The sequence below is a fragment of the Rathayibacter sp. AY1E8 genome (genome assembly GCF_002931415.1).
Classification (GTDB): Bacteria; Actinomycetota; Actinomycetes; order Actinomycetales; family Microbacteriaceae; genus Rathayibacter.
In genome coordinates this window covers 22,081-28,548 of record NZ_PSVI01000046.1, presented here as the reverse complement: position 1 = coordinate 28,548, position 6,468 = coordinate 22,081, and the positions used below count along the sequence as shown (strand labels likewise).

The window sequence follows — 6,468 nt, the reverse complement described above, 5'->3', positions numbered from 1 at the left end:
ACCGGGGCTTCCCGACCGTGCTGGACGGCGAGCTCGTCGACGCGGCGGTCGTCGCCGCCTCCGCGAAGGCCTCCCGTGGATAGGGGGAGGAACGGGGGCCGGCGAGGCGCTGCAGCTCGGCGACCAGGTGCGCCCGGAGGGCGGGCTCGGCCACGCGGAGGTAGCTGTCGACGGTCTCGTCGCCGCGGGGCGACCAGGAGATCACGAGCAGGCCGCCCTCCTCGACGACGCGGTCGATCACGTAGCTGCCCTGGCCCGCTCCGCGCAGGAGGGAGGCCGGGATCACCGTCTCGCGCTCGCCGACGGGGGCGATCACGACGCCGCGCTCGTGGAGGCGCAGCACAGCGTTGCCGCGGAAGCCGAGCCCCGGCAGCACGACGCGCTCGAGCGGCTGCTCGAAGCGGGTCGTGGCCACGTACGGGAGGTCGACGCGCTCGACCTCGGCGCCCAGCGAGGACGCGGGCACGGGCTCCGGCGCGAGGGCGGCCGAGCGGCGGCGCCGCGCGCGCCAGGAGAGCAGCATGCCGACGAAGACGAGGACGACGACCGCGGCGATGACGATCGTGATCGCGGCCCTATCCACGGGAGGCCTTCGCGGAGGCGGCGACGACCGCCGCGTCGACGAGCTCGCCGTCCAGCACGGTCGGGAAGCCCCGGTGGAGGGTGGCGACGACGCGGCCCGGCAGCTCGCGACCGAGGTACGGGGAGTTGCCGCTGCGGCCGCGCAGGTCCTCGACGGAGAAGCGGCGTCGCGCCTCCGGGTCGTAGAGCACGACGTTCGCGGCGGCCCCGACGGCGAGGCCGCGGTCGTAGCCGTCGAGCCGGCCGATGCGGGCGGGGGCGGAGGAGAGCACGCGCGCGACGTCGGACCAGCTCATCCGCCCGTCCTCGACGACGGCGGCGTGCACCACGCTCAGCGCGCTCTCGAGGCCGACCATGCCGAACGCCGCGGCGTCCCACTCGCAGTCCTTCGCCTCGACCGGGTGCGGCGCGTGGTCGGTGGCGACGATGTCGATGGTGCCGTCGGCGAGGGCCTCGCGGAGGGCGAGCACGTCCTCGTCGCGGCGCAGCGGCGGGTTCACCTTGAAGCGGGCGTCGTAGCTCGGCCCGTCCTGGCCGGCGACGGCGTGCTCGGTGAGGAGCAGGTGGTGGGGGGTGACCTCGGCGGTCACGTCGATCCCCCGGGCCTTCGCCCAGCGGATGACGTCGACCGAGCCCGCGGTCGAGACGTGGCAGACGTGCAGGCGGGAGCCCACGTGCTCGGCGAGGAGCACGTCGCGGGCGATGATCGCCTCCTCGGCCACGCCGGGCCAGCCCTGCAGGCCGAGGGCGCTCGAGACGGCGCCCTCGTTCATCTGCGCGCCGACGGTGAGCCGCGGCTCCTGCGCGTGCTGGGCGACGACTCCGTCGAACGCCTTGACGTACTCGAGAGCGCGGCGCATCAGCAGCGCGTCCGAGACGCACTTCCCGTCGTCCGAGAAGACCCGCACGGCCGCGCGGCTGCGGGCCATCGCGCCGAGCTCGGCGAGCGACTCCCCCGCCAGACCCACGGTCACCGCGCCGATCGGGCGGACCGTCGCGTAGCCGGCGTCCTCGCCCAGGCTCTGCACCTGCTCGACCACGCCCGCGGTGTCCTGCACCGGCGAGGTGTTCGCCATCGCGAAGACGGCGGTGAAGCCTCCGGCGGCCGCAGCTCGCGTGCCGGTGAGGATCGTCTCGCTCTGCTCGAACCCCGGCTCGCGCAGGTGCGTGTGCAGGTCGACCAGGCCGGGCAGCGCCAGCAGGCCGTCGGCGTCGATCACGCGGGCCCCGCGCGAGTCGAGGTCGGCGCCGATCTCGACGATCACGCCCCCATCGATCAGCAGGTCGGCGGTCGACTCGTCGGCGAGCGTCGCTCCCGAGATCAGGATCCGCTCCGGCGCCGTGCTCTGAAGCGGCTGGGCAGTGCTCATCAGTGGACCTCCCGTTCGCCGGACAGCAGCAGGTAGAGCGCGGCCATCCGGACGGACACTCCGTTCGTGACCTGTTCGAGCACCGTGGAGCGGCTCGAATCGGCGGCCGCCGAGGAGATCTCGACGCCCCTGTTCATGGGTCCGGGGTGCATGACGATGGTATCGGGACCCAGCCGGGCGAGCCGCTCGTCGTCGAGGCCCCAGATCCGCGCGTACTCCCGGCCGTTGGGGAAGAACCCGCTCGACATCCGCTCGAGCTGGATGCGCAGGAGCATCACGACGTCGGGGAGCCCGGTGTCGATCGCCTCGTCCAGATCGAAGCGGATGGTCGCGGGCCAGTCGCGCGTGTCGACCGGCACGAGGGTCGGCGGTGCGACCAGGGTCACCTCGGCGCCCAGCGCCGTCAGCAGCCAGACGTTCGAGCGCGCCACCCGCGAGTGCAGGACGTCGCCCACGATCGTGACCGCGACGCCGTCGAGGCTCTTGCCGCGGGACGCGGAGGCGCCGTGCAGGCGCCGGCGGATGGTGAACGCGTCCAGGAGCGCCTGGGTCGGGTGCTCGTGGGTCCCGTCACCGGCGTTGAGGATCGACGCGTCGATCCAGCCGCTCGCCGCCAGAACCGCGGGGGCTCCGGAGGCGCTGTGGCGGATGACCACGCCGTCGGCGCCCATCGCGGCGAGCGTCTGCGCGGTGTCCTTCAGGCTCTCGCCCTTGGAGACGCTGGAGCCCTTCGCGCTGAAGTTGATGACGTCGGCCGAGAGCCGCTTCGCCGCCGCCTCGAACGAGATCCGCGTGCGGGTGGAGTCCTCGAAGAAGAGATTGACCACGGTCTTCCCGCGCAGGGTCGGCAGCTTCTTGACCTCGCGGTTCTGCACGTCCGCCAAGTCCTCGGCGATGTCGAGGAGTGCGATCGCGCTCGCGCGGTCGAGGTCCCGGGTCGAGAGCAGGTGCTTCACGGAGCCGTCTCCTCGCCGGTGGCCTGCGACTCGATCGCGACCAGGTCCTCACCGTCCGTCTCGACGAGCCGGACGTTGATCCGCTCGCTCAGGCTGCTCGGCAGGTTCTTGCCGACGAAGTCCGCCCGGATCGGGAGCTCGCGGTGTCCGCGATCGACCAGCGCGGCCAGCCGCACGGCTCGCGGACGGCCGATGTCGCTGAGGGCGTCCAGGGCGGCGCGGATGGTGCGGCCCGAGAAGAGGACGTCGTCGACGAGGACCACGGTCCGGCCGTCGATGCTCGCGGGGACGGCGGTGCGCGCGGGGGTGCGGACCGGGTGCCGGGAGAGGTCGTCGCGGTACATCGTCACGTCGAGGGAGCCGGCGAAGACGGGGGGACCGTCCGGCTCGATCCGCGCGATCGTCTCGGCGATGCGCCTCGCGAGGGCGACGCCGCGCGTCGGGATGCCGAGGACGACCAGCGACTCGGGGCCGCGGTTCGACTCGAGGATCTCGTGGGCGATGCGCGTGAGCGCTCGCGTGATGTCAGCGCCGTTGAGCACGATTCGTGCCGTCACACCGACCTCCTTCCCCGCCTCACAGGACGGCTGTTAAAGGAAAAGCCGTGTCGAGTATAGGGGCCGTCGCGCGGCCCGCCGGACGGGCAGCCCGGGAACGACCTCGGCCCGCCCGATCACGGGGATCCGGCGGGCCGAGCAGGTCTCCGGGGCGGGTCAGGCCGTCGTGCGGGACTCCGCGACGGAGGCGAGGAGCCCGTTGATGAAGCCCGCCGAGTCGTCGGTCGACAGCGACGTGGCGGCCTCGACGGCCTCCGAGATGGCGACGCCGTCGGGCACCGCGTCGTTGTGCAGGATCTCCCACACCCCGATCCGGAGGATCGCGCGGTCGACCAGCGGCATGCGCGAGAGTGTCCAGCCCTGGGCGAGCCGGGCGATCAGCTCGTCGATCTCGTCAGCGTGGTCGATGACCCCGTCGACGATCTCGCGGGCGTAGAGCCACGAGGCCTCACGGGCCGGCTCGCTCGCCGCTCGCTCGGCCTCGGCGCGCAGCGACTGGGCGAAGCTGATCTGCCGGACGTCGGCGTTGTAGAGGATGTCGAGGGCGCGCTTGCGCGCCTTCGTGCGAGCACTCACGGGAGGCCCGGCTCAGCTGACGCGGCCGAGGTAGTCGCCCGTGCGGGTGTCGACCTTGACCTTCGTGCCCTGCTCGAGGAAGAGCGGGACCTGGATCTGGTAGCCGGTCTCGACCGTCGCGGGCTTGGTGCCGCCGGTCGAGCGGTCGCCCTGGAGGCCCGGCTCCGTGTACGTGATCTCGAGGACGACCGAGGCGGGGAGGTCGATGTAGAGCGGGTCGCCGTCGTGCAGGGCGAGGGTCACGTTCTGGTTCTCGAGCATGAAGTTCGCCGCGTCGCCGACGACCGCCTCGGGGACGGTGATCTGGTCGTAGTCGCTGGTGTCCATGAACACGAAGTCCGCGCCGTCGCGGTAGAGGTACTGGAAGTCGCGGCGGTCGACGTTGGCCGTGTCGATCTTGGCGCCCGCGTTGAAGGTCTTGTCGACGACCTTGCCCGTGAGGACGTTCTTCATCTTGGTGCGGACGAAGGCGCCGCCCTTGCCCGGCTTGACGTGCTGGAAGTCGATGACGTTCCAGAGCTGGCCGTCGATGCTGAGGACGGTGCCGTTCTTGATGTCGGTGGTAGAGGCCATGCGAAGGGGGATCCGTTTCGGTGGAAGTCTGCGCCAGCGAGCCCGGTACGCGGGCGCGGCGATATCGGCCGGTCCGGCTGACCCGTCGAGTGTAGTCGACGCGGCCCCGTCGGCAGAGGAGTCTGGACGCCGCATGCGAATCGCCCCAACGGCGCCGCCCGGGCTCAGCCGAGTCGGACCTACGATCCGATCTCCTGGTACGCCGCGAACAGCAGCGACGTCTCCGGCCCCTGCAGGATGCTCGGGCGGGCGATGTCGTCGAGGACCACGAAGCGGAGCATGCCCGCACGGGTCTTCTTGTCGCGCTGCATCGCGGCGAGGAGCGTCTCCCACCGTCCGAGCGGGTAGCTCGTCGGCAGGGTCAGCGACTCGAGGACCCGGCGCTGGCGGTCCACGACCGCGTCGCTGAGCGATCCGGTCAGGCGCGAGAGCTCGGCCGCGAACATCATCCCGACGGAGACGGCCGCGCCGTGGCGCCACTGGTAGCGCTCGGCGTGCTCGACCGCGTGCCCGAGGGTGTGCCCGTAGTTCAGGATCTCGCGCAGGCCCTTCTCGGTGAAGTCCTCGCCGACGACCCGCGCCTTGATCCCGATCGACAGTTCGACCAGGCTGCGGAACTCCTCCGACGTCGGGTCCGTGGCCAGGTCGATGTCGGACTCGATGATGTCGAGGATGCGCGGCTCGGCGATCATCCCGTACTTCACGATCTCGCCGAAGCCGGCCAGGATCTCGTTGCGCGGGAGGCTGGTCAGCACGTCGAGGTCGGCGACGACCGCCCGCGGCGCGTGGAAGGCGCCGACGAGGTTCTTGCCCTCGGCCGTGTTGATGCCGGTCTTCCCCCCGACGGCCGCGTCGACCATCCCGAGCACGGTGGTCGGCACCTGCACCAGGTCGACCCCGCGGAGCCAGGTGGCGGCGACGAAGCCGGCCAGGTCGGTGATCGCGCCGCCGCCGAAGCCGACGACCACATCCGTGCGGGTGAAGTCCGACTGCCCCATCACCTGCCAGCAGAAGGCCGCCACCTCCACGCGCTTCGCGGCCTCGGCGTCCGGGACCTCGGCGAGCAGCACCTCGTAGCGCTCGAGCAGGCTCTCGCGGATCTCGGCGGCGAGGACCGCGAGGGTCGGCGGGTGCACGATGAGCACCTTCGCGGCCCGGGGGCCGATCGCGTCGGCGAGGCCGTCGAGGAGTCCGCGCCCGACGTGGATGTCGTAGCCGTTCTCTCCGGCGACGGGGATGGCGGTGGTGCCGTCGTTCATGACTGTCTTCCGCTCGGGCGGCTCGTGGCCGCCGGGTCCGATGGTGCAGGGGTGGCGGAGGGGCGCTGCGCGCGCACCCACTCCGCGATCTCGGCGGCGATCAGGGTGATCGGCCGCCGGGAGGTGTCGACCACGGTGTCCGCGAGGGACTCGTAGACCGGGCGCCGCTCGTCGAAGATGCGGACCCAGTCGCCGACCCCGCCGCGCACCAGCGGGCGGGAGCCGGAGCCGAGCCGGTCGCGGACGGCCTCGGCCGTGGTGGTGAGGAGCACGACGGGGACGTCCGCGAGGTCGGCGCGCGTCGCGGGATCGAGCACCGCTCCCCCGCCGAGGCTCAGCACCACGTCGCGGCGGACGGCGCGCTCGACGACACGGCGCTCCTCGCGGCGGAAGGCCGGCTCGCCGTGGGCGTCGAAGTAGGGGGCGATCGGGCCGTGGATGCGCACGAACTCCGCGTCGGAGTCGACGAAGCCGGCGCTCAGCGCCTTCGCGACCCGCTTGCCGATCGTCGTCTTGCCGGCCCCCATCGGGCCGATCAGGACGAGGCGGGCGCGGGCCGCGCCGGTATCGTGACCCGCCATCAGCGGGCCGCCGA

Annotated in this window: 8 protein-coding genes; all 8 read right to left on the bottom strand. The window is 72.4% G+C overall.

Annotated features, from left to right (window positions below; all coding sequences use genetic code 11):
- A partial coding sequence (locus tag C5C74_RS13040; RefSeq protein WP_104351678.1) for a hypothetical protein occupies nucleotides 1-583 on the bottom strand: 583 nt, incomplete at its 3' end.
- Nucleotides 576-1,952, bottom strand: a complete 1,377-nt coding sequence (locus tag C5C74_RS13035) for a dihydroorotase (protein WP_104351677.1) — start codon at nucleotides 1,950-1,952, stop codon at nucleotides 576-578. The genes C5C74_RS13040 and C5C74_RS13035, both read right to left, overlap by 8 nt.
- Entirely contained in the window at nucleotides 1,952-2,908 is a 957-nt protein-coding gene (locus C5C74_RS13030; protein WP_104351676.1) for an aspartate carbamoyltransferase catalytic subunit, read from the bottom strand. The genes C5C74_RS13035 and C5C74_RS13030 overlap by 1 nt, the downstream gene beginning before the upstream one ends.
- Nucleotides 2,905-3,465 (bottom strand): bifunctional pyr operon transcriptional regulator/uracil phosphoribosyltransferase PyrR, encoded by a 561-nt coding sequence (gene pyrR, locus C5C74_RS13025; protein ID WP_104224750.1) that lies wholly within the window; start codon nucleotides 3,463-3,465, stop codon nucleotides 2,905-2,907. Before pyrR ends, C5C74_RS13030 begins: the two co-directional genes overlap by 4 nt.
- Before the next feature lie 156 nt (nucleotides 3,466-3,621).
- Nucleotides 3,622-4,041, bottom strand: coding sequence for a transcription antitermination factor NusB (gene nusB / locus C5C74_RS13020; RefSeq protein ID WP_104351675.1), 420 nt, complete (start codon nucleotides 4,039-4,041; stop codon nucleotides 3,622-3,624).
- Between the two features lie 12 nt (nucleotides 4,042-4,053).
- Entirely contained in the window at nucleotides 4,054-4,614 is a 561-nt protein-coding gene (gene efp, locus C5C74_RS13015; RefSeq protein ID WP_068210208.1) for an elongation factor P, read from the bottom strand.
- A 179-nt stretch (nucleotides 4,615-4,793) separates the two neighbouring features.
- Nucleotides 4,794-5,873, bottom strand: coding sequence for a 3-dehydroquinate synthase (gene aroB, locus C5C74_RS13010; protein ID WP_104224752.1), 1,080 nt, complete (start codon nucleotides 5,871-5,873; stop codon nucleotides 4,794-4,796).
- On the bottom strand, nucleotides 5,870-6,454 hold the full coding sequence (locus tag C5C74_RS13005; RefSeq protein WP_104224753.1) for a shikimate kinase: 585 nt from the start codon (nucleotides 6,452-6,454) through the stop codon (nucleotides 5,870-5,872). The genes aroB and C5C74_RS13005 overlap by 4 nt, the downstream gene beginning before the upstream one ends.
- Nucleotides 6,455-6,468: the final 14 nt, after the last annotated feature.